This window comes from Paenibacillus praedii, assembly GCF_049725345.1.
Taxonomy (GTDB): domain Bacteria; phylum Bacillota; class Bacilli; order Paenibacillales; family Paenibacillaceae; genus Pristimantibacillus.
In genome coordinates this window covers 50,289-76,606 of sequence record NZ_JBMWAM010000010.1, presented here as the reverse complement: position 1 = coordinate 76,606, position 26,318 = coordinate 50,289, and the positions used below count along the sequence as shown (strand labels likewise).

Here is a 26,318-nt window from a genome sequence, read left to right as displayed (position 1 = left end):
CACATCCCACGTTTTCACGGGGAAGCGTTCTAACTCGATCGGAGGCATGAAGAAGCTTGTTTAGTCGGTCCATGTACGGCGTACGCGCTGCAGCGGTCGCAGAAAAGCGTGGCGTTCCCCGCGCTCATATCGCAATGGCCTGGTTGCTGCAGAAAGAACCAGTAACAGCTCCCATCATCGGTGCTACAAAAATGTCTCATCTCGAAGATGCGGTAGCTGCTCTTTCGATTACGTTAACACCTGAAGAAATGGCGTTGCTGGAGGAGCCTTATGTTCCTCATAGGGTAATAGGTGCGATTTGATATAAAATACGACAAGAACGCCCTGTCCCTTTTATTGGGCGTTCTTGATCTGAAATTAGGAAGTGAAGCTTGCGTGTTGATCGCAGAAGTAAGTGAAAAATATGATTTGTCACAGGACACACTTCGCTATTATGAACGAGTTGGACTTATCCCACGCGTGAACCGCAATAAAAGCGGAATCAGGGATTATACGGAAGAGGACTGCAGGTGGGTAGAGTACATTAAATGTATGCGTGGTGTCGGCCTTCCAGTCGAGACTTTAATCAAGTATGTCGAGTTGTTTCAGCAGGGTGATGAGACGATGGATGCTCGAAAAAAGCTCCTAGTTGAGCAGCGCAATCAACTTTCCAATAAAATGGAAGAGATGAAGAAAGTGTTTGAACGGATGAATGACAAAATCGCAAGATATGAGCAGACAATAATGGAAAAAGAAAAAACATTAACTGCTCCACAAAACAAATAATGGGTCACTGTTTTTGCGCTCGGTATCTTTTTATTCGAATTGAAGGGTAACCCGCGCGAAGTGGAAGCGGGATGAAATTTTGTGCTTCCGGGCATGTTATGGAAAAAGACTTCGAAGGGAGTGCATCATAATGGCAAGAAGAAGGAGAAGGTATGCGTTGCCAGGGGTGGAAGAGGGGATGCAGGCTTTCAAAGCAGGAGTAATGAAGCGCGAAGGATATGCCGTTGATCCGAACCAGCCGGACGACGTGAAATACGAAGTGGCTAAGGAGCTTGGTGTACCTCTGCAGCCAGGTGACAATGGCAGTCTGACAACGGAATCGGTGGGCCATGTCGGCGGCAAAATTGGCGGTTCCATGGTTCGGGAAATGATCCGTCTAGCGCAAGAGCAAATAGCGAACAGGGAGCAGTTCTGAAGACTTCTGAGACAGTGATATCAGCTAAAATGCGGAGAGATTCAAGAAATTGATCGGATTTTCTGAGTTAATAGTTGAAAGAGAATAGATACATTGAATGCACACGTCGAAAATATAATTTTGAGGATATTTGTTTTGTACTTTTGTATTCTTATGAAATAAGAATGGACAAGTTTGCTCCTAATAGAATAGCAAAAAAAGCAGAGGCCATAAAATGGTTGTGAATATGATATAATCTAAGAAGTGACATAAAGTAATCAGCCCCACAATAGGTGTCTTATAATGAAATTTGTGATAACATATAGACTTATAAGATGAACGTGAACGAGGAAAATCCTATTCCGTTCGTACCAGTATAACTGCAGCTTATGAACATCATTTTAAACTGCAGATGAATTGGGTATGATTGAAAGATCGAGTCATTAAAATGCAATTATTTTGAAGGAGGATTAACATGGCATTAGTTTCAATGAAAGAAATGTTGAACAAAGGATTAAAAGAAGGTTACGCTGTTGGTCAATTCAACATCAATAACCTAGAGTGGACACAAGCGATTCTGGGCGCTGCTCAAGAAGAACAGTCACCTGTTATTCTTGGCGTTTCTGAAGGTGCCGCTCGTTACATGGGAGGCTTCACAGTTGTAACTGCGATCGTGAAATCTCTTATTGAAGAAATGAAAATCACGGTTCCGGTTGCTATTCACCTAGACCATGGTTCAAGCTTTGAAAAATGTAAAGCAGCCATTGATGCTGGATTTACTTCCGTTATGATAGATGCTTCTCATTCGCCGTTTGAAGAAAACGTGAAAACAACTCAACAAGTTGTTGCATACGCACACGAGCGCGGCGTTTCCGTTGAAGCTGAACTCGGAACAGTTGGCGGACAAGAGGATGACGTAATTGCTGATGGGGTTATCTATGCAGATCCGCAAGAGTGTAAGCAGCTTGTTGAACTTACAGGTATTGACTGCCTTGCTCCGGCACTAGGCTCTGTTCACGGTCCTTACAAAGGCGAACCAAACCTAGGCTTCAAAGAGATGGAAGAAATTTGCCAAACAATTAAACTTCCATTGGTATTGCATGGTGGTACAGGAATCCCAACTGCAGATATTAAGAAATCGATTTCGCTGGGAACTGCAAAAATCAACGTAAACACAGAAAACCAAATCGCTTTTACAAAAATCGCTCGTGAAATCTTGACTTCTGATTCAGAAGTATACGACCCACGTAAATTTTTGGCACCAGGCCGTGACGCTATTAAAGCAACAGTTGCGGGTAAAATGCGTGAGTTTGGTTCTTCTAATAAAGCGTAATAAACAAAAAGCGAAAATGGTTGGGCTGGGTGCAAATTGCATCCGGTCCAACCATTTTTTTAATTAATGAGCTCATTGATTAAGGAAACCCATATGGAAGCTGACTTCAAGAGCATTAAAAACATCGTTTTCTGGTTTGCAGAAAACGATGGATTGGATCAAACTGCTTTATCAGTGAGTGAGGAGAGATGAACCTTATCACAATAGTGGTAAAGCGGCGAGTAGCGATAACGGTTATTTTAATGATATAATATAGTCAGAATAATGTCATTTAGAAAGGGTTGAGATGAATGAATATTAAGCCCTCCACTACAATTCGACAGGACTACAATGGATTTTCTAAATATTGCCACGAACTTGATGAGCCAGTGGTGCTAACTAGGAACGGGGAAGCTGATTTAGTTGTTATGAGTCATGAGGCATATCGACGGATGGAGGCTCGCATCAAGCTTCAATCTAAGCTTTTGGTAGCAGAAAAGCAGGTAGCTAAGGGAGAACAATTACTTGAACATGAACAAGTAATGGTAAGGATGCGAAGGAAAATAAATGCCGCCAAAGAGTAAGGTCAAATATTCTCCGGCAGCAGTCGATGATATGGATGAAATATTCTCATATATATCTAAGGATGATTTTTCCGCTGCAGATAACTTGTTGCAAAAGTTAGATCTTCACATTTCGGGTTTGGCGGACTTCCCTGAAATGGGTTCTGTTTTGTCAGAAGATGAATATTCACTAGTACAACGAGGTTACCGTTTTATTGTGATAAATCCATATCTAGTTTTCTATCGGGTAATTCAAGGAACTGTGATTATCCATCGCATATTGCATGGGCGTAGAGATTACCTTCGGGAACTATTTGGCTCATTTAAATAAGATAAAGAGGCGAGTGGGAAGCCACTCGCCTCTTCGTAGAGAAAACTCGAATAGAATCAACAATTTGATACAGACATCAACGAGGATATGTTTTAAAAGTTAGCTTTAACGATTCACATTTACATGGAGATGATGTTTATTGAAAACATCTGCCATGGCGGCTTTGGCTTCTTCCTCATCTGGACCATGAATTTCAAGTCTATACTCATGGTTTTGGTACAGTGTAACGCTTAGTCCAAGGATGCTTTTGACGTCGATGAATTTCGTATCGCTGATGCGGAGTACGATGCTTGATTGATAACTGGCTGCCACTTGATTAATATCCACGATTGCCCGAATTCCAGCACCCATGCCATGACCTCCGTTCATGTCTAGTTATTTCATTCTGTCATCTATATTCTCGAGGTATTCTTCGAGCGACACCAGTCTTTATGGCTGCTTTGATGACGAGATCGCGTATCGCTTTCACGACATTTTGATTGAAGACGCTCGGAATAATATAATGCGGGCTTCTTTCTTCATCTGATATGGCAGAGGCAATCGCCTCGGCAGCCGCAAGCTTCATTTCCTCATTAATGGTCGTAGCTCTGCAATCCAAAGCGCCGCGGAATATGCCCGGGAAACACAACACATTATTAATCTGGTTAGGATAATCTGAACGGCCGGTGGCGATGACCGCGACGATATCCTCGACTTCCTCGGGCTTGATTTCCGGCGTTGGATTAGCCATTGCAAAAACGATGGGGTTGTCCGCCATCGCCATAACATCTTCACGGCTAAGCAGTCCACCCGAAGAAAGACCGATGAATACGTCAGCACCCTGAATCACTTCTTGTAAAGAACCCTGAATGCGATTGGGATTCGTATGCTCCGCATACCACTGCCACATGCTATTGCCATATGTGGTTCCGGCAGCCAGGGCGCCTTGCCGATCCACGCCTATGATGTCTTTGACCCCCGCCGATAATAAAATTTTACTGCAGGCGATGCCGGCTGCCCCGATCCCGCACACAACGACTTTTATCTCATGAATGGATTTGTTTACGATTTTCAAGGCATTGATTAAAGCTGCATACAAGACAACCGCCGTGCCATGCTGATCATCATGGAATACAGGAATATCTAATTCCTCGCGGAGCCTTTGCTCGATTTCAAAGCATCTGGGAGAAGAAATATCCTCCAGGTTAATGCCTCCGAAGCCGGGTGCAATCGCTTTGATCGCAGTTATGATTTGTTCGGTATCCTGTGTATTCAGGCAGATCGGAAAGGAATCGACGTCTGCCAGCTGCTTGAATAACATCGATTTCCCTTCCATAACGGGCATTGCCGCATAGGGACCTATATTGCCAAGTCCTAAGACGGCGCTTCCGTCCGAGATGACAGCAACGGTGTTTCGCTTAATGGTTAATGTAAATGCTTTTCTTGGCTCTTCGTGAATGGCCATGCATACGCGCGCTACATCAGGCGTATACACACGAGACAGATCATCTCGGTTCTGAATCGGTGTTTTAAGCTTGGTTTCGATTTTCCCCCCTAGATGCAGGAGAAAGGTTCTATCGGAAATATTGACCAGTCGAACCCCGTGCAGCCCCTTAATCATTTCGGTAATAATACCGATATCGACCGTGTCGGTTACGGTTATTGTAATGTCGCGGACCGACATATTCTGGCTGGTCTGAATGACGTCGATGGCCACGATATCGCCGCCGGCTTCGAATATGGAGGATGCGACTTTACCGAAATGAACCTCCTGCGTATTGATCTCGAGTCTGAGAATAATGCTTTTTCCGCCGAGTCTGTTGTTATCCATGGCTACCTCCCGCAGTTGTATTCATCATGCTCCTTCGCTAACCTTCCTCGTTGACTACAACCTGTTTTCCTCTCTTTTTCAGTAAGATGGGAACCATAATCCAGAGCACCGCAATAATTAAGAAAACGAGTGACAGCGGTTTTTGCAGGAAGATCATGAAATCACCATTGGAAGTCGTTAACGCTCTACGCATATTATTTTCGATCATCGGCCCCAGAACTAAACCGAGCACGAGGGGCGCTAAAGGGTAATCATTCCGTACAAGAAGGAACCCGGCAACCCCGCAGCCAAGCAGCAGCAGCAGATCGAAAACCTGTGCCTGTACGGCATAGACGCCAAAGATAGAAATCGCGATAATGATCGGTATCAAGTACTTCGGCGGCGTTTGAATGATTTTGGCGAATACCTTCACAAGCGGCATATTGAGAATGAGCAAAATGAGATTTCCGATCAGCATGCTGGCAATCAGCCCCCAAACCACTTGGGGATGCTCCTCGAATAACAAAGGGCCCGGCTGAATGTTATACATGATCAAAGCGCCCATCAATATAGCGGTTGTACCTGAACCCGGTATGCCTAATGTAAGCAATGGGATCATAGCACCGCCGGACGCGCCGTTATTCGCCGACTCGGGAGCTGCTACGCCGGCGATATTGCCTTTGCCGAACGTTTCGGGTTTTTTACTTATTTTTTTCTCCAAAATGTAGCTGAAGAACGAGGCCAAGGTGGCACCGGCGCCAGGCAGAATGCCGATAAAAAAGCCTAATACCGAGCCGCGAGCTATTGGGCCGGCACTGTCCTTTAAGTCCTTTTTGGTCGGCAGTATACGTCCAATCTTTGCGGTTGCACTCGCAGAGTAGTCCTTCTCCAGGATCGTCTTGAACACCTCGCCCAAAGCAAACAATCCGACCGCAATGGTCAAAAACTCAAGTCCGGAATAAAGCAGCGGAACGCCGAACGTAAACCTTGCGACGCCCGAAACGGTATCCATGCCGATCGTAGCAAGCAGCAAGCCCATTATTGTCATAATCAAAGCCTTCGTAATCGATTTGCCCGCCAGGCCGCTGACGGCGCATAATCCAAGAAGCATTAACGAAAAGTAATCCGCAGGACCAAATTTAATCGCAACGTTCGATAAGGGCTCAGCCAGAACGATGAGTGCGATAACGGCGAATATACCTGCCACAAAGGAACCGATCGCGGAGATCGATAAGGCGGCGCCGGCCCGACCTTGCGTGGCCATCTGATAGCCGTCCAAGGTAGTCACGACCGATGAGGATTCTCCCGGTGTGTTAAGAAGAATGGAGGTCGTTGATCCGCCATACATCGCCCCGTAATAAACGCCGGCCAGCAAGATGATGGAGCTTGTGGCCGCCGCTTCAGGCGGCAGCCCGCCGGTCATCGATGCCGTTATCGGGATAAGCAGAGCGACACCGCTCATAGGACCGATGCCGGGAAGCACCCCGACAGCGGTACCGATTAGCACGCCTACGAAAGCGAACAGCAGATTATGCCATTGAAAGGCTGTAGCAAAGCCGTTCGCTAGAAATTGTAATGTGTCCATTCAAGCACCTCCGATACTCACGATAACCAGGTTGGAAAGCCCGGCATGGAGCCTTCTAGTATGACGACAAAGATGACGTAAACGCCTGCGGCAAAAAGCGCGGAGATCAAAATCGATTTGAGCCACTTTCCTCGTTCCAGCACTTGAAAGCTGACGAAAAGGAATAGGAATGTTCCAATGATATATCCGATCGTTTCCAGGAAAAACGCATATAAGAATGCCGCAGCAAAGATGATCAGAAACCTTCTATAGTCGAGCTTTTCTTCCCTCGTGCTCTGACCCTTTGTCTTTAATACCTCGTAGAACAATCGTATGCTTAAAATAACGAGCAGCGCGCCAAGGGCGAAGGGGAAAATATTAGGGCCTACCGAGCTGCCATAGGCGGAGGAGCTGATTTTCGTGCTCTGCCACATGAATCCGATTCCTAACAGCAAAAAAACAATGCTGGCATAGCGGTCGAAGACCTTGTTCAATGTCGTACACCTCCTGTAAAAAAGTAAAGGGAAGAGAGAAAGATCTTCTCCCTCCCTTGGCCACTCGATTATTTTTGCATGCTGAGCGCCGTTAACAGCTCCTGAACATCTGCTTCTTGCTCATCCAGAAACTTTTTGAAATCGGCGGAGTTTTTGTATTCACTTGCCCAATCATTCGCTGTCAGTTCTTTTTTCCAAGTTTCATTCTCGGATAGAGTCTTAAACGTTTCATCCCAAAATAAGATTTGCTCCTCCGTCATGCCTTTCGGGCCAAATACGCCGCGCCATATCGTAAATTCAGTATCGAGGCCAAGCTCCATTAAAGTAGGAACGTCCTTAAAGTCGCCGTCCATTCTCTCGCTGGACGTAACGGCGAGAATTTTGATCTTGCCGGCCTTCAAATAGCTGCCGAGCGAGGAAATGTCGGTGCCGATCGCATCGGCATTGTTGCCGAGCAGAGCGGCAATGGCCTCTCCGCCGCCATCATAGGACAAGTATTTGATTGTTTTCGGATCAATGCCTGATTTAAAGGCTGGCAGAACGCTGATCAAATGGTCCATGGACCCCGGTGCAGAGCCGCCCGCGAGTGTAACCTTTGTAGGATCAGCCTTAATATCGTCGATTAGCGCCTGAAGATCGTTGTATTTGGAATCGGCGGAAACTGCAATTGCGCCAAAATCCTTCGTGATTTGCGCTAAAGGGGTAACATCCTTGTATCCGTAAGGACTGTTTCCTTCTTTTTTGAGATTGTTAATGAGAATGGGAGGCGAGCTTACAAACAGCTTATAAGGGTCATCGTTGTCTTTCGCCACATATTCCGCCAGAAATACGGTGCCGCCGCCGCCCGGCTTATTTTCCACCGTCATCGTTTGTTCGACGAGCTTTGTTTCACCCAATATCTTGGTCACGGACCTTGCTGTTTTATCCCACCCGCCGCCGGCTCCGGAAGGGGCTGTAATAATAAGGGGCTTCTCTGGATAATTATCCGCTTTCGAGCTCCCGCCATCCGATGCCGTACCGCATGCTGTAAGACTAACCGCAACAAAAGCTGCCGCTACTATTGTTTTCCAATGATTTGTTATCTGCCCCATTTGAGTATTCCTCCTTTGGAATCAATCAAGTAAGCCTGCAGTAATATTGAAAGCGCTTACTTAATTTATATGCTTCATACTAGCATCGCTGATACGAGTTGAACAGAATAACGAAATAAGTCAAAATACAATCATAATGTTAATTTTGTTCATAAAATTTACGGCCACTATCGACACAAGGGGCTAGGCTCAGGGAGATATGTATCATACAATAAGGAAATGCCGCATTCGGGCGAGCTACTCGTTGCAAGGAGGAATTTGTATGCGATTACAAACGAGACTTATTTTATTGATTGGCACTCTGTTATTTGTCATTATTATCGCGTTAACCTTTAGCTTTGAGCGGATGCTGGTGATCACCTTGGAGAAAAATGTGGGTGCCTCTGCCCTTAAAATAGCGAAGACGGTAGCTTTAATGGATGTGATAAAGGATGCCTTCGACGATGAAGACCCTTCAATGACTATTCAACCGATTGTGGAAAAGATCCGTATGGAGACGGATGCCGAGTACATTGTCATTGGCAACCGGGAGGGCATTCGTTATGCGCATCCATTACCTGATCGAATCGGAAAGGAAATGGTAGGGGGAGATAATGGTCCTGTTCTGAACGGTCAATCGATTGTTTCGAAAGCTGTGGGCTCTATGGGGCCCTCTCTGCGGGGGAAGACGCCGATCTATGATGATCAAAATCAAATCATAGGCATTGTATCTGTGGGCATTTTAGTCAAGGATATACAAGAGTCGGCACAAGCCTATCGCAATGCGATGATCTTCTTTGCGGGTATTGCGCTCTTGGTTGGCTGCGTCGGGGCGATCGCGATTGCCAATGGCGTGAAACGATCCATCCATGGCCTGGAGCCCAAGGAAATCGGCTTGCTGTACCAGGAGAAGAGAGCCATTCTGGAAACCATTCACGAAGGCATTATCGCTGTTAATACAGATGGAATCATTACACTTGCTAATCATACGGCATTAAAGCTCATTGATCCGCTGGAGAGGATCGAGATTACCGGAAAGCATGTGTGGGATGTCATTCCGGAATCCCGGCTGCTTGATGTAATCAAATCCGGAAAGGCTGAAAGGGATCAAGAAATGGTCATTAACGACAGCATGGTCGTGGTGAACCGTCTGCCGATTTTCGATCATCAGCAGCAGGTTGTCGGGGCGGTATCCAGCTTTCGCAATAAATCCGAACTGCTTCGCTTAACGGAGGAGCTTACGCAAGTGAAACGCTATACCGAAGCGCTTCGTGCGCAGTCGCATGAGTACTCCAATAAGCTCTATACGATTTACGGTCTCATCCAGCTGGAATCGTATCAGGAGGCCATGGACCTCATCACTCACGAAACCGACGTACATCAAAATCTGATTCAGTTTCTGCTGCACGAAATACCGGATCCTATTATTGGAGGGATTTTAATCGGTAAATTTAATCGCGCCAATGAACTGAAGGTAAATCTGGAAATCGATAAGAGGAGTACATTTCAAGCGATTCCGAATCATATGGGCCGCAACCAACTCGTCACCGTCATCGGCAATTTAATTGATAATGCGTTGGAGGCTGTGCTTGCTTCAAACGTCCAATCGAAGCTGGTTACCGTGCTGCTGAGCGATGCGGGGGATGACTTAACCATCGAAATCAATGATAACGGCGTCGGCATACCAGAGGAGGCAGCGGGCCGCCTCTTTGATGTTGGGTTCTCTACGAAGCAGGAGTCGAATCGAGGTTTTGGTCTATCCAATGTGAAACAGGTAGTACAACAGCTAAGGGGAACGATCAGCTTCCATAACCGTTCTGAGGGTGGATCTGTATTCACGGTCGTGATTCCAAAGGTAAAGGGAGATTGCCATGATACGAGTGCTCATTATAGAGGATGATTTTCGAATTGCACAGATTAACCGCCGTTTTGTAGAAAAGATCGAGGGCTTCGAAGTGGTAGGCATTGCAACGGACGAGCAGCAGGCGCATGAGCACCTGGACATCCTGGCGCCAGATCTCGTGCTGCTCGATTTATATTTTCCTGATATGAATGGCCTTGTCCTGCTGCAGCATATTCAGAAAAAAAACCCGTTAACGGACGTCATTATTATTACAGCGGCGAAGGAATTTGATACGGTACGGGAAGCGATTCGCGGCGGCGTGTATGACTTTATGATAAAGCCGGTTGTATTCGAACGGTTTCAAGAAAAGTTGAGGTCGTACCAAAAGTATCATCACAAGATGCTGCTGCTGGGAGGGGAGAATAAACAGTTGGATCAGGAAGGAATTGATCAGCTGCTTTGGGGATCGGGCGACAGTGGAGACAAGGATAGATATCTTCCTAAAGGAATTGATAAAATAACGAGTGAAAAGATCCTTGCCTTCATTGAGGGCTCACCGGAGGTGCTGACGGCGGAGGAGCTTGGGAAGAAGGCCGGTTTTAGCCGTACGACCGCAAGGCGCTACTTGGAGTATTTCGTGGCAAAGGGAGAAATGGCTGCCGATATCTCCTATGGGACCGTTGGAAGGCCGGAGAGAGTATATAAAAGAACGCAACAGTGACTGCATGGAGTAAACGTGGTAAAATAAAGCGAACAGTTGACAAAATGCCAAAGTCCAATATAATAATTATAAAATAATAACATCGTACGATTCGTAAAAATAATCTCCTGAAACGAATCCACTTTAGCATACTGAGCCATGAATGGGGCAGGATGAAAAAGTGAGATAGCTCAAGATTAAGATTACAGTAAATCGGTATTTCCTTTTTGGCTTAACTACCAGGAGGAAATTGCCGATTTTTTTATTTGGGAGGTAATGAAGTGATGGCTGGAAGCATGTCCAAGGGAGAAATGGAAAATCAGTTGAGCAGGGCATTAACCCAGTGGGAGAAGGATTATTTCGGTCGGGGATCCGTATTGGTTAAATCGGATATTATACGGAATATGGTTATTGTTTTGCTGAAGGGGATTTTGACCCCGGCTGAACAAGCGCTGGCTAAGACGCGAGAAGGGCTGTTGTCTATTAAAAAAATCCGCTCCGATCTTATCGAGTCTGGAAGAGAACAGCTTGGGGAGATCATTCAGCAGATAACCGGAGAATCCGTTGTTAGTTTTTACACGGACATTAGTACTCAAACGGGAGAACGAATTATGGTTTTTATTTTGTCTGACTCACTAGAGAAAAGATAGTCATAACATACTAGGCAGATTTTCAAAAACCATGATGGTCAGTTGAAAATAAACCGGGAATAATCAGGCGATGGCCCTGAATATTTCCGGTTTTTTATTTGAAGAGAGGGGTTTTTTTCCATGCTTGATATCATGATCTATAATTTGTTTACTCCAGTTGTATTATTTTTCGTCTTGGGACTTATCGCTTCGTTTGTCAAATCTGATTTGAAGTTTCCAGCAGGCTTAAGCGAGGCTTTAAGTATCTATTTATTGATTGCAATCGGAATTAAAGGAGGAATAGAGCTATCTGAGCACCCGATTTCCCATATGGTGAAACCGTTGCTCGGCGCTATAGTTCTTGGCATGGTCATTCCCATAATAACGCTAGTGATATGCCGGTGGATAGGATTGGACCTGAAAAACTCCATCGGCCTAGCCGCGAGCTACGGCTCTGTCAGTATTGTGACCTATGGGGCGGCGGTTGCGTTTTTGAACCATGTCCAGACGGATTATGAGAGCTATATGGGTGCGATGGTGGTGATCATGGAGAGTCCGGCTATTCTTGTATCCCTTCTTCTTCTTAAGACGATAGAACAGAGAAAAGGAACTTCACCTGCCTATTCCCGAAGTTTCGGGATCAATGGAGGGCGTTTATTAACAAATGGGATTGACCCTTCTGTCATAAAAGAGAGCCTATTTGGCAAAAGCATATTACTTTTATTGGGAAGCCTCCTCATTGGCTGGTCTGTCGGGCATGAGGCACTGCCAACGATAAAGCCGTTGTTTGTTGATTTATACAGCAGCATCTTAGTACTTTTCCTTTTGAATATGGGACTAATTGCTGGTCAACGCCTTGGAACTGTTCGTCAATACGGCATGAAACTAATTCTTGCAGGGTTGTTCATGCCTGTGTTATTTGGAATGTTAGGCGTATGGGTAGGGCACGTTGCTGATTTGTCACTTGGAGGGATGACCTTGATGGGAGTCCTTGCCGGGAGCGCTTCTTATATTGCTGCTCCGGCGGCTCTTCGCTCTTCCGTCCCGGAGGCAAATCCATCCATCTATCTGGGTCTTTCCTTAGGAATCACTTTCCCTTTCAATTTGACGCTAGGTATTCCTTTCTATTATCAAATGGCACAGCTTTTTTCTTAGACACTGCTCGCAGAAGGAAGCACGCAAAAAAAGACGCCAGAAGCTTGGCGTCTTTCGTTTTGTAAAATAACGTATGTCCTTTATACTCGTTGCTCATACAGCTTGACGATTTCGATAATGGTATTGACAGCCTGCACCATATTGTCTGCCGAAACATACTCGAACCGGCCGTGATAATTTTCCCCGCCTGTGAATATATTCGGTGTCGGCAATCCCATATAGGATAGTTGAGAGCCGTCTGTACCGCCGCGAATCGGTTCGATGATGGGTTGAATACCGAGATTTTCCATTGCTTGTCTGGCGATGTCCACCACTTCTTTGACAGGCTCGATTTTTTCTTTCATGTTGAAGTATTGGTCTTTGATTTCAAGCTGAATTCGCCCAACCCCGTATTTCGACTGCAAATCCTCTACGATAGCAGCCAGTTCGGATTTTCTTTCATTAAACCGATTACGGTCGTGATCGCGGATCAAATAACGAAGCTGTGTTTGCTCGACGTCACCTTGAATGGAGTTCAGGTGGTAAAAGCCTTCGTAGCCTTCGCTCCGCTCAGGCGTTTCATCAGCAGGCAGCCTCCCGTGCAGCTCCATGGCTATTTTAGCGGCGTTGACCATTTTGCCTTTGGCTGTACCGGGGTGAACGTTTTTGCCCCTGCACGTAATGAGGGCAGCGGCTGCGTTAAAGCTTTCGTACTGAAGCTCGCCAAGGGGGCCGCCATCCATGGTATAGGCATAAACAGCGTCGAAGGCAGTCACGTTAAACCTATGCGGACCTCTGCCGATTTCTTCATCCGGGGTAAAGGCTACCCGCACTTTGCCGCGCTTCAGCTCTGGATGACGAATTAGATAATTCATGGCCGTCATGATCTCGGCAATGCCGGCTTTATCGTCTGCACCAAGCAAGGTGGTGCCGTCTGTCGTGATCAATGTATGGCCATTATAATTTGCTAGTTCAGGAAAATCCCGCGGCGACAGGATAATATTTTGCGCTTCATTCAAGACGATGTCTTGCCCGTTATATTTTTCTATGATTTGAGGCTTCACGCCAGTGCCTGTAAAATCGGTGGCCGTATCCATATGGGCTAGGAAGCCGATTGTCGGGATCTCTTTGTCCGTATTGGCCGGAAGAGTAGCCATAACATAGCCGTTCGAGTCCAAGGTAATTTCTTGCATGCCAATGGCTTTCAGCTCGTCTGCGAGCATACGGGCCAGCACCAGCTGTCCTGGTGTTGAGGGGCAGGTTTCACTGCTCTCATCGGACTGTGTTTCAACTTGCGCATAAGAGATGAATCTGTTCATCATCTCGATTTTCATTGTCATTGTCATTTCACAACTCCAGTACAATTAGTTATATAGCAACGAAAGCGGGTTGATTACGCCACAGCGGACTTGCGTTCTGTGATATAGCAAGCCATTCCTAAAATTAGAGCTAGTCCTACTAGCACGGCACCGACCCAAGGGAGGGCTGTTAAGGCCAGGTGAGTGATGACCCATCCCCCAATGAAAGCGCCAGCCGCATTTCCCAGATTACCGGCGGAATGACTGGAGGTTGAGGCAAGCGCTGGCGCTGCCTGTGCCAGGCTCATAACTCGTACTTGCAGTCCCGGCATGACGGCGAAGGAGGCAGCTCCCCATAGGAAAATGGTCAATACCGCCGCAATTGGACTATGAATAGTAAAAGTGAAGATAGTAAGAATTAAAGATATTGTGAAGTAAAGTCCCAGTATAGAGGGCATCAGCTTCCAGTCCGCAAGCTTTCCGCCGACGATATTGCCGAGGGTCACCCCACAGCCGAATAGAACTAGAATCCAAGTTACGCTATGCTCGGCAAAACCGCTGACTTGCACAAGCAGTGGGGTGATATAAGTAAATACGGCGAATAGACCGGCGTTGCCCAGCGCTCCGATGAGCAGGTATAGAAGGAGCTTGGGTTTGATAAGCGCGGTAATCTGCTGAACAATACTCGCTGGTTTGTCTTGCCGGATTTGCGGTATGAAGATAAGTATGCCGATCAATGCCACGATTCCCATGATCGCAATTGCGCCAAACGAGGATCGCCACCCCATGTTTTGACCGATAAATGTCCCCAGAGGAACACCAATAATATTCGCAATGGTTAGACCAGCCATCATAATGGATACGGCCCCGGCACGTTTGTTCGGCGGTACAAGATTGGAGGCGATAACAGCCCCAACGCCAAAGAATGTCCCGTGAGTCAATGCGGTTATCACGCGAGCTCCCATCAGAATGGCATAGCTTGGAGCGAAAACCGAGATGACGTTACCGAGAATAAATAAAATCATAAGCAGACATAACAGTTTCTTTTGCGGGATTCGATGGGTAAGGACCGTCAGTATCGGAGCCCCGATCGCTACACCGAGGGCATACATGGTAATGAGTTGTCCTGCGGATGAGATGCTGACCTGCAAGTCCTCAGCGACATTAGGCAGAAGGCCCATGATGACAAATTCAGTCATTCCAATCGCAAAGGCTCCAACTGTAAGAGAAAGTATAGAGATGGGGAACGGTTCTTTAATTGCTTGTTTCCTCGTAATACGTTGAGATAATTCCATAATATTCATGTCAACCTTTCTGCTGCGTAGGATAAAGCTCCAAACATTATCCTATATAGTACCGGTTCATAACGCCTGTTTCATATTATTTAGTTTTCGGAGCGTATAATCAAGAGATTTCTTTAAAAGATGAAGTGAAAAGGTTGAGAAGCGGGTTCGATCGTAAAATGGCGGGGAGAGTAAATGGTAGGAATCGAAACGGGGATGGAAAGAGAAAACGCTCTTTTTTTGGCCCGTTTTATGCGTTATATGGTATATTAAATTAGTAATCTGCATGGGATAGTAATAGCAAAACGCGGAGTCTGAGAACGGCATCTGCGTTTTTGGTTATTAAAGGTTTTTAGAAAATCAGGAGGTGGATTTATGAAAGCGCTATTTATTGGAGGAACGGGAACAATTAGCTCTGCAATCACAAAGCAGCTGGCAGAGGAAGGATGGGAGCTTTATCTTCTTAATAGGGGCTCTAGAAACGAGGCTTTGCCATCTGGCGTAAACATCATTAAAGCGGATATTCATGATGAAGACCTAGTGTCTCAGCTTATTGAAAACCTGGAGTTTGATGTCGTTGCTGATTTTATTGCATTTGAACCTGCCCAATTGGAAAGAGATTATCGCTTATTTAAGGGAAAAACGAAACAGTTCATCTTCATCAGCTCTGCTTCTGCTTACCAAACGCCTTTGTCAGATTACAGAATTACAGAGGGAACTCCTTTATCAAATCCATATTGGGAATATTCCAGAAACAAGATTGCCTGTGAAGATTATTTAATGAAGCAGTATCGTGACAGTGGTTTTCCAATTACGATCATAAGACCGAGCCATACCTATGATGAACGTTCCATTCCGCTTGGCGTACATGGAAGCAAAGGAACCTGGCAGGTTGCTAAGCGTATGCTGGAGAACAAACCCGTGATCATTCATGGAGACGGTACTTCCCTGTGGACTATGACGCACAATAGTGATTTTGCTAAAGGCTTTATCGGTTTAATGGGCAATATTCATGCGATTGGCGAGTCCGTTCATATTACTTCAGATGAGACCGTTACCTGGAACCAAATCTATGAAGCAATTGCCGATGCTTTAGGCGTGAAGCTCAATGCTGTCCATGTTTCATCCGCATTTTTGGATGCATGCAGCAAAGAGGACTACAGGGGTGGATTGCTGGGAGATAAGGCTAATTCCGTTGTATTTGATAATTCAAAGCTGAAAAGACTTGTTCCCGAATTTGTTGCAACCACTCGATTTGATCAAGGTATCAAGCAAACGATTGAATACATATTAGCCCACCCGGAGCATCAAACCGAGGATAAGGATTTTGATATCTGGTGCGATAAAGTTATCCGTGTATTAGATGCTGCCGTAAAGACAATTACGGAATAGCTTTGTCGGCAAGCGCCTTTTTATGCAAAAGAAGTAGCCAAAGTCTTGGTGAATAACGGCATATTCCTGACGCAGCAAGTAAGTGAAAAGGATAAATCCAATATCATACAGGATTTGGAAGAAGACAGGGGACTGTTGAAGACGGAACGTTAAAAAAAATATATCTCTGAATTAAGTGAAGCTGGATTTAATGATATCCAGTCTTTTTGAATACGATGCAACAGAATATTACAAAACTTACGAAGATCTAGTTTTCCTGTTGACTCCCTTATATACCATTGATGACGATCGCAATAGATGATTGCTATAATAGAAAAGATTAATTTAGTCATCAGGGGGAAAAAGGAAGCTATGAAAACGGACTCACGATCAACCATAGCGGTAGAGGACAAATTGGGCCTAATACAACGTGTTTTACAATCAGGGGATTATGACGTAGCTGTAAAAGAATGCTGCACTGTATTTGAGATCGTATTTCGCAAAATTTTTCAGCAAGCTGTTGTTTCCCTGCCATATAAAGATCGTGAATTGCTCCAAGACGTTGAAAAGAAGATAGGGAAGGGAACGAAGGGAGTAGAAGATTTCGGGCTTGGCGAGTTGGTTGGTTTGTTTCGGGAGAGCAAACTCATGGAGAAGTGGGCTAGACACACCTCTATGGATTTGGGACTTATTCAATCACTTAATTTTTCGGAAATTGTAAACCTTCGGAATCGGATTACACACCATGGAGCAGCGTGCAGCCGCGGCGAAGCCAATCTTGTTTATGAATATTTGAGAAATTTGTTGGCCATTCTTGGTTTTGCGGATTTAGGTTATTCGATTAATCAGTCCTTCAAAAAAGAGAACCAAATACATAACTCTGATATGAATAAATCTGGCCTGCATACACAAGAGAAAGAGAGTCCGCTTCTAAAGCTTCCAAAAATCAAGAAGTCCTTGCATGGGCAATCTCAATATTGCCCTAGTGATGGCAAAGAAAGTGAGCGTTTAATCGTTCAAGGCGGAAATTATAGAGAGATCGATCAGAAGGGATTTACGCAGGCGTTGGAACGCCTAGAACGGAAGGAGTCTCTTGTGGCTCTAGATCTGGGTTGTGCTGGAGGAGAAATAACGTTTGACCGGTTTAGCGCCTATCCTGTATTCAGCCATGTCTTCGGTGTCGACCGCAACGGCGACAAGGTCCGACAAGCGAATGAGGCGGGTTATGGTGACAACTATACGTTCATGCAGGCGGATGTCGAAAGCGATGATTTTGAAAAATGTCTGATTGAGCAATTGAACAGCTATGGCCAAAAACAGTTTGATTTTATATTTTCCGCGCTTACCCTGCATCACTTGTCCAATCCCGTTAAAGCGCTATTCAAACTTCGGAAGCTGCTTCGGCCAGGGGGTTATATCGTTCTTAGGGGATCGGACGACGGCTCAAAGCTGGCCTATCCGGACGAACAAGATTTGGTGGAAAATATATTGATTATGACGCAGGAAGTAGAGGGTGCATCCGATCGGTCAAATGGGCGAAAACTATATAATCAGCTTTGGAAAGCTGGATTCCGTCAGATCAATCTTCTCTACGATGTCAAAGATACCGTAAATAAGTCGATGGATGAACGGATGTCGCTTTACCAAAGCAGTTTCTCCTATCGGATAAACAACTTCGAGAAAAGATTGCGTCAACAACCTGATAACGTACAGTTTCAGGAAGAGTACAGCTGGATGAAGGAAGCGCTTGAAGAGCTGGAAATGCAGTTCCTGAACGACTCTTTTTATTATCAGGAAACGGTCTATCTGGCGGTCACTGGACAATAAGGAAAAAGTCTAGTTTACTATGCGCGGAGGGTATACGAATGCAATTGTCTATAGCTGTAGAACAGTTATTGAAACATATACAGGACGAACATTTTAAAATAAAGTATGACGCTAATTTTGTGCAGAGTGATGAGCAAGTTGTCATGATTGGGCTAGGTGATTCTTTGTCTGCTGCTAGCAGAATTAGTTTGAATCAGAAAAAAACGAAGTATCGTTCCGTCAGTGAATTGGTTTACCATGTTGATGAGCGATTGGCGGCAGAATGGCGAGAAACAATGGGAGATTCTCCTGAAAGCTGGACATATATCTTGGAGGATCTCTCTCCAGATACCTGTTTCTCCTTGATTTTGTTTTATTTTCGCTTATGTGGAGTAGATCCGCATACCGTTCCAACTTCATGGATTGATTATGTTAACCGCTGGGAAGAAGGGGATGTTAAAACAACAGGAGAACCCTATGTATCCTGGGGATGTCTTCACAACTCCTTAGCACATTCCTATTTTGGCGGGACCAGGCCGCAAGAGTCTATAATTCAAGCCGGCTTTAAGGCCTGCCTTACGTTTGTTCTTACTATGCTTGCGCAAAATGTGAATCCATCTGCTGTTCCTGAAATTCATCTTGAAGAGTACTATCGCGCTTACGGCTTTTTAAACCGGGAGTACCAGGAATATCTGCAGGCATTACATCATGCCAATCTTGTTCAGCTTCGGGTTCCGATAAGAGATTCCAGACACACGTTATTAGTTGATGCGTTTATTTCTAAAGAAAAGACGGCTTTGGGTGCTGCCAAGGCATTTCTGCGCAATGACTCTGAGCATACCTTTTTTAAATCAGGGTTTAGCCTTATGGCGGTTCATCGACCCGATGCCGTTGGAACCGGGAACGATATCGTGATATCTACAGATCCTATTACGGGAATCTACTTAAAGGATCTGTGGATGGAATTGGAAAGACTAGAGGATGAGAAGTGGCAAGGAGAGCGCCCTGTGGATCAACCTCGTTTTTCGGAAGTATCTGATGCCAACCAACCATGGTTTCATGAAATGGGGAGGTATACCATGGTTGCGGCGCCAAAAGAAATAGGGGGAGTACCCGGCTCTAAGTTGTCCTGGAAAGAAGTAATGGATGTATTGTGGAAGCTGTACCATCCTGCAAGCTCCATTCGTGTGAGACCCTATGAAAAAGACGGGACATCTTTAGGTGAGGCTTGTCCTGTCCATAGCTGTACCCCCGATATTCAAGATGAAAAAAGCGGCAAGCAGCTTTTAGCCATGAAGTGGGACGAGGAGGATGACCAGGCTTTATTGTTAACCCCAACACTTAAGCAATATTTTGCTGCTTGTATCTTAAAAAAAGAGTCCGCTCATTTACCAACCTTGGACTCCCTTCCCCCACAAAACAGCTATGACTTTATGGAGTTGACCGGGGGATTGGCTATTATCCACTCCGAAGGAGTTCTTCTGCTGGATGACTGGAGTAAGGAAGAGATTTTTATTGAAAGCTTTCGGGCTGAATTTTGCAACCTGCTTAAGCGATATAACGAAATAGCAGAGGTGAAGCTGGAAATCAGCAATGAGATGGATGCCATTCGGAGTACACTTGAGATCAAAAAAATATTGAGCGGCAGACAATTGTTGCGGTTATCTAATCGATTGTCCCGAATTAAATTAAAATTAAGACAAACCATCCTGCAAACGATGCCCTCGCATTCGGATTATTTTCTAATGCAGTTTAGACAAAAGGTAGAGACCAGGTGGGCCATAGATAGCCAGTTGGAGGAGCTTTACGTAGCTGTTGCGGAGCTTGAGAGTATAATGAAAAATAATTCCGAAACTCGAACCAGCTATTTGATTAATGCCATAACGATTTACGGATTCCCTTGGGCGCTAACAACGGGGATTTTCGGTATTATTTTTGCTGATGGGATGCATTGGATGGGATGGATATGTTTTATTGGATCTTCATTATTTCTTTCTTTGCTGATTAAGTATTTGGATAACAGAAATATTAAGCAAAACTTTAAATGAAAATAGGAACGTCCGGTTTATGATTAACAATACAAAATTATACATTTTTTCGGTGAAAGGACACTATTATTTTAGTGTCCTTTCTTTTCATCTTAGCGATGATATGTTAAAGTGCATTTAAATCAGATGAATTTTTTGCACAAATTTAAACTTTTTTACAAAGCAATACGTAATCCTAATGAATAAAAGGAGAAGGAAATATCTTCTCTACGGTCGGACTGCATCATGTGAGAAAACGGAGGCTCTGCCATGATACTAAGTACGAAACTTCATATTCCCCAAGCTCGAGTCTCCTTGGTATCACGCCCAGGCCTGATTGCGAAGCTTAATGAGGGGATGAAAGCCAAGTTGACGCTTATTTCTGCGCAGGCTGGTTATGGGAAGACTACGGCGTTAAGCGAATGGGTGAAGCAATGCGGTGCGCTTGTTGCGTGGGTATCGGTGGACAAGCAGGACAATGATTGGGTTCAGTTTTGGAGCTATGTAACAGCTTCCATCCAGGAGCGGGTTCCCCATTTTGGAGAATCGGTCTGGTCTCTTCTTAAGAAGGGGCCTTCGGTGTTCTTGGAGCCAGCGATTAAAGCATTGCTTAATGAACTGAATGGCATAACCAGCGAGCTGGTCATTATTTTCGACGATTATCACTTCATTGAGCTCTCTGATATCCACCGTTCATTGGCGTATCTGCTTGAGCATTTACCTCCCCATATTCATCTTTATATTGCCAGTCGAACCAGTTTAACCCTGCCTACCGCTCGCCTTCTAGCAAAAGGGGAGTTACATAGAATCATCGTGCAAGATTTGCAGTTTCAACTGGATGAGGGGCTTATCTTTTTTCGGAATTCTACAGATTTATGGCTAACGAAGGAGCAAGTGACCCAGCTGCTTCATCAAACAGAGGGTTGGATCAGCGGAATGCAGCTGGCAGCGATTTCTCTAAAGCGCAGTAATAATATAGTCGAGTCCATTCATCAATTCAGCGGTCACCAGCATAATATATCGGATTATTTGTTAGAAGAGGTGCTTCATCATCAATCTGAGCAAATGCGCGCTTTTTTATTGGAAACGTCCATTCTTAGCCGCATGAACCGCTCCTTGTGCGAGGCTGTAACGGGCAAAGGAAACAGTCAAGAACAATTAGAACGGCTAGAACAGCTGAATTTGTTTATTATCCCTTTAGACGATCAAAGGAATTGGTACCGGTATCATCACTTACTTTCTGATTTCTTACAACAACTATTGTTTAGAACAGATTCGGAAAAGTGGGTGCAGGCACATATGAATGCCGCGCATTGGTTGGAGAATAACGGATTCGAGGAAGATGCGGTGCAGCATTATATAGAGGGGAAGCAGTATGCAGATGCCGTTCGGTTGATCGAGAAAAACCTCTTGCATTTGATGCAATCGAAGAGTGTTGTGTTGAATAAATGGGTATCTGTTTTACCAGAAGTATCCTTTGAAGAGAAGCCTATGGTCGAAATGTTTAATTTCGCTGTAATGCTGGGTGTAGGGAAATGGGAGGCTGCTTTTACACGAATTGAGCAAGCCAAAATTCGGTTTCAAACGTTGCATGACAAACTAGGAGATGCGGAATGGAACCGGGTAATGGGTAATATTTATTTTTTTTGTGCGGTTAAATCTTATCTCCAAAAAGACTTAAAGAAAATGTCAGAATACTTTGAGTTGGTTGAACACTATATGCCGGAAGGCAGCTTTTTTCAAACGATGGGACGTAATCGGTATCAAGGCTACGATGTGTTCGATGATCATTTATCGTATATCAATGATCTTGATGCGGCGGACGAATTCCTTTTGAAATGGATTAAAACTTGGGATAACAAAAAGGAATACCCTTTTAGCGGTTATTTGTATGCTTCTTACAGCCAATTGATGTACGAGTGGAATCGGTTGGATGAGGCAGAGTTTTATGTGAGTCAGGCACTCGTACGTACGGATGTACAGCCATTTGCGCGGATTTTGATGCGTATTGCCATAAGCGCTTCACGGATTCAACAAGCCATAGGAAATCCGCATAGAGCTTCAGAATTGCTGGTGCAGTTGAAATGGCAGATGAACTCCCCCGATAATAACCTGTTTAAGTTGAAAATTGAAGCGCAACAAGCCTATTTATCTCTGCAGCAAGGCTCATCGCGTGATGCTCTTGATTGGCTGGAAACGTGTGGACTGGCGCATACCGATGAGGTTTCACTAGGTCATATGGCAGAGCACCTTATTTTGGCAAGAGTGCTCTTAGCTTGCGAACGGATGGAGGATGCGCTGTACCTACTGGATCGGCTTTATCATTTATTATGCAAAGAAGATCGTTTGCGGGATCGTATTAAGGTATTAATTTTGCAAAGCATGACGCTTCATCGGTTGGGTCGATTGGAGGAGGCGCTGGTTCAGTTAGAGACGGCTTTACATTTGGGAGAACCAGAAGGGTATATCCGCAGTTTTATTGATGAAGGACATACAATGGCGGAACTGCTGTCCGCATATTTGGAGGTACAGAAAGGCAGTTATTCAAGAAATGCTCCTTTGGTTTCCTTTGCTTATGTAGAGCAGCTGCTTCATGCTTTGAAAGTTACGCCAACAGAGGATAAGTCTCTGAAAGCCATGCTGACAGAGCAGGAAATGAAAGTCTTACTGCTGATCCACAAGGGAATGTCGAACAAGGAAATCGCACATCAACTGCATATCACGGGTGAAACCGTAAAATCACATATTAAAAATTTGTATAGAAAGCTTCATGTTAACAATCGAGTGCAAGCGATGCAGCGTGCAAAGAAACTGCGAATTTTGACATAGGGGGTACCCCTTCTCGCTATTTCTCCCCCGAATGGGGGATTTTTTTGTCGAAAAAATAGGTCTATAGTTATATAATGCAGTCGGAATTCAATTTTTTTTCAGGAGCATAGACTATGAGTCTCGATAAGTATTTAGTAGCTTTATTGCTTGTTTCAACCTGTCTCATGCTGTTCATTTCCTATCTTTCATTTCGAAAACGCAACCTTCCCATAGCCAAGTACAGCGCTTATATGATGCTGGCCGCCTCTTTCTATTCATTCGGCTATGCGTTTGAAATCATAAGTGCGGATTTGGATCGTATTAAATTCTGGTTGCGCGTTGAATATATCGGAATCCCCTTTATTTCTACATTTTGGCTGATTCTAGTCATTCATTTTACAGGACATCAAGCGGTCCTGAAACGATGGGTCATGCAGCTGCTTTTTCTTGCACCGGTGCTTACGCTCCTATTCCACTTCACAAACGATCTGCACCACTTCTATTACCGGGATCTGCAAATGGATTACAATTCCATCATATTAGGAGCGAAAACGCTCAAGGGTCCTTGGTACTGGGTACATATTTCCTATAATTACATTCAGGCGGCAGTGGGTATTTTCTTATTCGCGGCGATGTATTTAAAAGCAATGCCTATTGTCCGTAAGCAGATTATGGCTATGATGCTCGGGGCTGCTGCGCCGTGGTTATTCAACGTGGTCTACCTATTCGGAGCCTTTGGTTTATATGTGGATTTGACGCCGATAGGCTTCACCTTGACTGGTATTTTTTACATTTGGGGGATCTATCGGTTCAACCTTCTTCGGTTGGCTCCCGTTGCTATGCAAAAAATGTTTGAAATGATGCAGGATGGGGTCATCTTCCTTGATTACGACAACAATATTATCCATTCCAATCAGTCTGCCAAAGCGATGTTTGAGGCGCTGCAGCATGTGAAAGACAACGCTAGCTCGGCTCGTCATGTATTTTCTAATGAGCCGGAGCTATTATCGAAGATCATGGTTATGGAAAATAGCGAAAGCGAGGTAGCGATTCGAAGGAAGGAAGAGATTCGATACTACCAATTGAAGGTGTCAATGATTACCGATAAAGCTCAAGTCTCCTTGGGGAAAATGCTCATTATCAATGATATTACGCAAACGATCGATTACCAGGAGAGGCTCCTGTCCAATGTCAAACAATTGGGGGAATTACTTGCGTTTAAGGATAAACTATTTACGGTGGTTGCTCATGATATCCGTGATCCCCTGGCCATTCTTATTAATTTAACGGAATTGCTGGAAGAGGAGCTGCAGGCGGCTGGAAGCGGGAATATTGAAATTTTTCAAGAAGTAAGCGGACAGGTAAGAAATACATATACGGTAGTTGAAAATTTGCTGGATTGGTTACGGAGCCAACGAGGAATGATCACATTCAGTCCGCTGGTATGGAACTTGGCGCCGATTGTACAGCAGGCAATCCATTCTGCGAGAATTCGCAGTGAAATCAAAGAAATTCGAATGACCTGCGAGATTGATGATGAGATTCAGATCTTTGCCGACAAAGAAATACTGGACATGGTACTAAGAAATCTGTTTTCCAATGCCATTAAGTTTACGGGAATCGGCGGGTCTATCCGGATTGAAGCAAGAGCGGACAAGGATCATGTGATTGTCTCTGTCCAGGATACCGGTGTCGGCATCCACCCGGACATCGTGAAGTCGTTGTTTCATGAAGCGCAGGAGGCTCCTGCTCCAGGCACAGAAGGGGAGAAGGGGACCGGATTAGGTCTCTTCTTAGCCAGCGAGTTTGTTCAAATTCATGGCGGCACGATCTGGTTGGATAGTATTCTGGGCCATGGCAGTACGTTTTACTTCTCCCTTCCGGCAAAGAAAGCGGAAAGGGACACGGGAAAATCAATAGACGGGAGGGCGGGCGGACATGAAGGTCATGAAGGTCATCATCATTGACGATGAAAAAGCGATGCATTTGATTATGAGAAGATTGCTTGCCAAATTTCCAAATGTTGAAATCGTCGGTTCGTTTCAGGATACGGATTCCGCCTCTTTGTTTTTAAACGATCATGCTGTGCACATGGCTTTTGTAGATATTAGTATGCCTCAGGAGGGCGGATTGCGGTTTGCCAAGAGGATGTCGGAGACGGGTCGAAATCTCCATATCGTGTTTGTGACCTCGCATAAAGAATATGCCATGGATGCCTTCGATCTGTTTGCATTGGATTATATCGTCAAGCCTGTTTCCTTGGAACGGCTGGAGAAGACGGTAAGAAGGGCGGCAGCTCTCCATCAGTTCTCGGAAGCTGCACAGGAGGTTGAACATTCGAATCGGGCATCGATTTACTGCTTAGGGGGGCTAGAGGTTCGCAGCGGGCAAGGAGACAGCGTAAAGTGGATGACCCGAAAGAGCGCGGAGTTATTCGGATATTTATTGCTTCATCGCGGAAGGATGGTATCAAGAGCAAGGCTTACAGAAGACGTTTTTGCCGGAATGCCGTCCAAAAATGCGGAAACATACCTAAATACGACGGTTTATCAATTGCGGAAATCCCTTGAGCCGCACGGTCTTAAATCGCTGGTGAAATCGAGCAATGACAGCTATGGCATGGACATTTCGAATGCTTACATCGACATTGTCGAATTTGAAGACAAGCTGAAACGCTTTGCCTTGATTGATGGTTCTAATCTGGAGGAGGCCATCGCGGTTGAAGAACTTTTTACTGGTGAACTATTTGGTGAGAAGAGCTTCCTATGGGCTTTGAACGATATGGAGCGATTATCAAGGATGTATGCTGTTTTTGTCAAGAAAATAGCGTCGGCTTTGCTGAAGCATCAAGAAGGAGATTCCGTTGCGGTTGCGGTAAGACTCCTTCTTAAACTGCTGGCTCGCAATGCATTGGACGAAGAGACTGTCAGAATGCTCCTGGTTGCTTATTCCGCTCAGAAGGACAGGGGCTCCTTGACCAGGCAGTACAATCAATATGTGAGATTGCTGCGTCAAGAGCTGGGAATCGGCCCATCGCAGGAAGTGATTGTTTTGTATTCCCGTTTACGATCCAGTCTCGAGGGAGCTGCGGTAAAATAAATTATTGCTTTAAGAAAACCCGTGAAGCCTTGTCGCTG

Annotated in this window: 22 protein-coding genes and 1 pseudogene; 16 read left to right on the top strand and 7 right to left on the bottom strand. The window is 45.0% G+C overall.

What is annotated here, in order from left to right; all coding sequences use genetic code 11:
- Positions 1 to 83 precede the first annotated feature (83 nt).
- From ACO9K6_RS11500 to ACO9K6_RS11475, 6 genes and pseudogenes are all read left to right on the top strand, one after another.
- Positions 84 to 302, top strand: a pseudogene (locus ACO9K6_RS11500) (aldo/keto reductase); the annotation flags it as partial.
- Between the two features lie 73 nt (positions 303 to 375).
- Entirely contained in the window at positions 376 to 765 is a 390-nt protein-coding gene (locus tag ACO9K6_RS11495) for a MerR family transcriptional regulator (RefSeq protein WP_424767710.1), read from the top strand.
- Between the two features lie 130 nt (positions 766 to 895).
- A complete protein-coding gene (locus ACO9K6_RS11490; RefSeq protein WP_424767709.1) occupies positions 896 to 1,180 on the top strand; it encodes an alpha/beta-type small acid-soluble spore protein in 285 nt (94 codons plus the stop codon).
- A gap of 454 nt (positions 1,181 to 1,634) precedes the next feature.
- Positions 1,635 to 2,492, top strand: coding sequence for a class II fructose-bisphosphate aldolase (locus ACO9K6_RS11485; RefSeq protein ID WP_424767708.1), 858 nt, complete (start codon positions 1,635 to 1,637; stop codon positions 2,490 to 2,492).
- A 290-nt stretch (positions 2,493 to 2,782) separates the two neighbouring features.
- Positions 2,783 to 3,055 carry a type II toxin-antitoxin system Phd/YefM family antitoxin gene (locus tag ACO9K6_RS11480; RefSeq protein WP_424767707.1) on the top strand — a complete coding sequence of 91 codons (273 nt, stop codon included), beginning with the start codon at positions 2,783 to 2,785 and terminating at the stop codon, positions 3,053 to 3,055.
- Complete coding sequence (locus ACO9K6_RS11475) at positions 3,039 to 3,365, top strand: type II toxin-antitoxin system RelE/ParE family toxin (protein WP_424767706.1); 327 nt, start codon at positions 3,039 to 3,041, stop codon at positions 3,363 to 3,365. The genes ACO9K6_RS11480 and ACO9K6_RS11475 overlap by 17 nt, the downstream gene beginning before the upstream one ends.
- A 105-nt stretch (positions 3,366 to 3,470) precedes the next feature.
- On the opposite strand, the gene ACO9K6_RS11470 is transcribed toward ACO9K6_RS11475, so the two are convergent.
- From ACO9K6_RS11470 to ACO9K6_RS11450, 5 genes are all read right to left on the bottom strand, one after another.
- A complete protein-coding gene (locus ACO9K6_RS11470; RefSeq protein WP_424767705.1) occupies positions 3,471 to 3,716 on the bottom strand; it encodes an HPr family phosphocarrier protein in 246 nt (81 codons plus the stop codon).
- A gap of 37 nt (positions 3,717 to 3,753) precedes the next feature.
- Complete coding sequence (locus tag ACO9K6_RS11465) at positions 3,754 to 5,175, bottom strand: NAD-dependent malic enzyme (RefSeq protein WP_424767704.1); 1,422 nt, start codon at positions 5,173 to 5,175, stop codon at positions 3,754 to 3,756.
- A gap of 37 nt (positions 5,176 to 5,212) precedes the next feature.
- On the bottom strand, positions 5,213 to 6,739 hold the full coding sequence (locus ACO9K6_RS11460) for a tripartite tricarboxylate transporter permease (protein WP_424767703.1): 1,527 nt from the start codon (positions 6,737 to 6,739) through the stop codon (positions 5,213 to 5,215).
- A 17-nt stretch (positions 6,740 to 6,756) separates the two neighbouring features.
- A complete protein-coding gene (locus ACO9K6_RS11455; protein ID WP_424767702.1) occupies positions 6,757 to 7,212 on the bottom strand; it encodes a tripartite tricarboxylate transporter TctB family protein in 456 nt (151 codons plus the stop codon).
- Positions 7,213 to 7,280: 68 nt separating this feature from the next.
- Positions 7,281 to 8,303 carry a Bug family tripartite tricarboxylate transporter substrate binding protein gene (locus ACO9K6_RS11450; protein ID WP_424767701.1) on the bottom strand — a complete coding sequence of 341 codons (1,023 nt, stop codon included), beginning with the start codon at positions 8,301 to 8,303 and terminating at the stop codon, positions 7,281 to 7,283.
- Between the two features lie 262 nt (positions 8,304 to 8,565).
- Between ACO9K6_RS11450 and ACO9K6_RS11445 the strand changes: the two genes are divergently transcribed.
- The 4 genes from ACO9K6_RS11445 to ACO9K6_RS11430 all read left to right on the top strand — a co-directional run bounded on the left by ACO9K6_RS11445 (position 8,566) and on the right by ACO9K6_RS11430 (position 12,609).
- Complete coding sequence (locus tag ACO9K6_RS11445; protein ID WP_424767700.1) at positions 8,566 to 10,182, top strand: ATP-binding protein; 1,617 nt, start codon at positions 8,566 to 8,568, stop codon at positions 10,180 to 10,182.
- Positions 10,154 to 10,846, top strand: a complete 693-nt coding sequence (locus ACO9K6_RS11440) for a response regulator (protein ID WP_424767699.1) — start codon at positions 10,154 to 10,156, stop codon at positions 10,844 to 10,846. The genes ACO9K6_RS11445 and ACO9K6_RS11440 overlap by 29 nt, the downstream gene beginning before the upstream one ends.
- Before the next feature lie 263 nt (positions 10,847 to 11,109).
- Entirely contained in the window at positions 11,110 to 11,475 is a 366-nt protein-coding gene (locus ACO9K6_RS11435; RefSeq protein ID WP_424767698.1) for a Na-translocating system protein MpsC family protein, read from the top strand.
- Between the two features lie 120 nt (positions 11,476 to 11,595).
- Positions 11,596 to 12,609 (top strand): sodium-dependent bicarbonate transport family permease, encoded by a 1,014-nt coding sequence (locus ACO9K6_RS11430; protein WP_424767697.1) that lies wholly within the window; start codon positions 11,596 to 11,598, stop codon positions 12,607 to 12,609.
- Positions 12,610 to 12,689: 80 nt separating this feature from the next.
- On the opposite strand, the gene pepT is transcribed toward ACO9K6_RS11430, so the two are convergent.
- Positions 12,690 to 13,922, bottom strand: a complete 1,233-nt coding sequence (gene pepT, locus ACO9K6_RS11425; RefSeq protein WP_424767791.1) for a peptidase T — start codon at positions 13,920 to 13,922, stop codon at positions 12,690 to 12,692.
- A gap of 59 nt (positions 13,923 to 13,981) precedes the next feature.
- The gene (locus ACO9K6_RS11420) at positions 13,982 to 15,181 is read right to left on the bottom strand and encodes an MFS transporter (RefSeq protein ID WP_424767696.1); all 1,200 of its coding nucleotides are present in this window, start codon (positions 15,179 to 15,181) and stop codon (positions 13,982 to 13,984) included.
- Between the two features lie 363 nt (positions 15,182 to 15,544).
- Here ACO9K6_RS11420 and ACO9K6_RS11415 point away from each other — a divergent pair, with 363 nt between their 5' ends.
- The 6 genes from ACO9K6_RS11415 to ACO9K6_RS11390 all read left to right on the top strand — a co-directional run bounded on the left by ACO9K6_RS11415 (position 15,545) and on the right by ACO9K6_RS11390 (position 26,280).
- Complete coding sequence (locus tag ACO9K6_RS11415; RefSeq protein ID WP_424767695.1) at positions 15,545 to 16,561, top strand: SDR family oxidoreductase; 1,017 nt, start codon at positions 15,545 to 15,547, stop codon at positions 16,559 to 16,561.
- A gap of 351 nt (positions 16,562 to 16,912) precedes the next feature.
- Entirely contained in the window at positions 16,913 to 18,367 is a 1,455-nt protein-coding gene (locus ACO9K6_RS11410) for a class I SAM-dependent methyltransferase (RefSeq protein ID WP_424767694.1), read from the top strand.
- 38 nt (positions 18,368 to 18,405) lie between these two features.
- Entirely contained in the window at positions 18,406 to 20,394 is a 1,989-nt protein-coding gene (locus ACO9K6_RS11405; protein WP_424767693.1) for a hypothetical protein, read from the top strand.
- 249 nt (positions 20,395 to 20,643) lie between these two features.
- The gene (locus ACO9K6_RS11400) at positions 20,644 to 23,202 is read left to right on the top strand and encodes a LuxR C-terminal-related transcriptional regulator (protein WP_424767692.1); all 2,559 of its coding nucleotides are present in this window, start codon (positions 20,644 to 20,646) and stop codon (positions 23,200 to 23,202) included.
- Positions 23,203 to 23,315: 113 nt separating this feature from the next.
- On the top strand, positions 23,316 to 25,148 hold the full coding sequence (locus tag ACO9K6_RS11395; RefSeq protein ID WP_424767691.1) for a sensor histidine kinase: 1,833 nt from the start codon (positions 23,316 to 23,318) through the stop codon (positions 25,146 to 25,148).
- Positions 25,120 to 26,280 carry a response regulator gene (locus ACO9K6_RS11390; RefSeq protein ID WP_424767690.1) on the top strand — a complete coding sequence of 387 codons (1,161 nt, stop codon included), beginning with the start codon at positions 25,120 to 25,122 and terminating at the stop codon, positions 26,278 to 26,280. Before ACO9K6_RS11395 ends, ACO9K6_RS11390 begins: the two co-directional genes overlap by 29 nt.
- Positions 26,281 to 26,318 lie beyond the last annotated feature (38 nt).